The sequence below is a fragment of the Vibrio sp. 1249-1 genome (assembly GCF_033340495.1).
Window position 1 is genome coordinate 1 of record NZ_JAWOWJ010000515.1, and the last position, 713, is coordinate 713.

1 protein-coding gene is annotated in these 713 nt (G+C 49.6%); it reads left to right on the forward strand.

The window, feature by feature from the left end; translation table 11 throughout:
- The coding region (locus R7Z50_RS27330) for a methyl-accepting chemotaxis protein (protein WP_318149725.1) at positions 1-713 on the forward strand (713 nt) is incomplete at both ends.

Sequence of the window (713 nt, forward strand, 5' to 3'; positions counted from 1 at the left end):
AGTTGGATGAGCAAGTCAATGCACTCAACGTGAATAGTGAATCTCAAGCAAGTGCGGCAGAGCAAATGAGCCAACAAGTACATCACTTGGCCACAGGGCTTGAAGAGTCGAGCAAGTTTGTGGAAGAGCTGCGCGAGAAGAGTGAAGACGTTCATCAACAAGCAGAGAAAAGCTCTGAACTGCTAGAAGATTCTACTCAAGCCATCAGCCAGATCATTACTAGCCATGAAGAAATCATGAAAGTGGCAGACTTGATTACCTCTGTCGCAGAGCAAACTAACTTGCTTGCGTTAAACGCGGCAATTGAAGCTGCGCGTGCGGGTGAGTTTGGTCGCGGGTTTGCGGTTGTGGCTGATGAAGTCCGTGCACTTGCCGAGCGTACGACGAAAGCAACACAAGAAGTAGGCGAGATTATCCAAGCGATTCAAGTTGGCACGCAAGAAGCCGTGACTTACACCGAAGATGGTTGCCGTTTGGTGGAAATTGGTGTTAGCCAAAGCTCGGGAGCGGTGGAATCATTGGAAGAAATCGTTGCTGGTGCAGGGCACGTGCAAAGCATGGTGAACTCTATTGCGACCGCCGCCGAAGAGCAAACTGCGGTGACAAAAGAAATTGCCGCAGATATTACGTCGATCAGCGACATTTCGGTTCGCTCACTGCAACTAGCGAATGACAGCTCACAAAGCGTAGAAGGTTTGAACCGCAAGGTACAA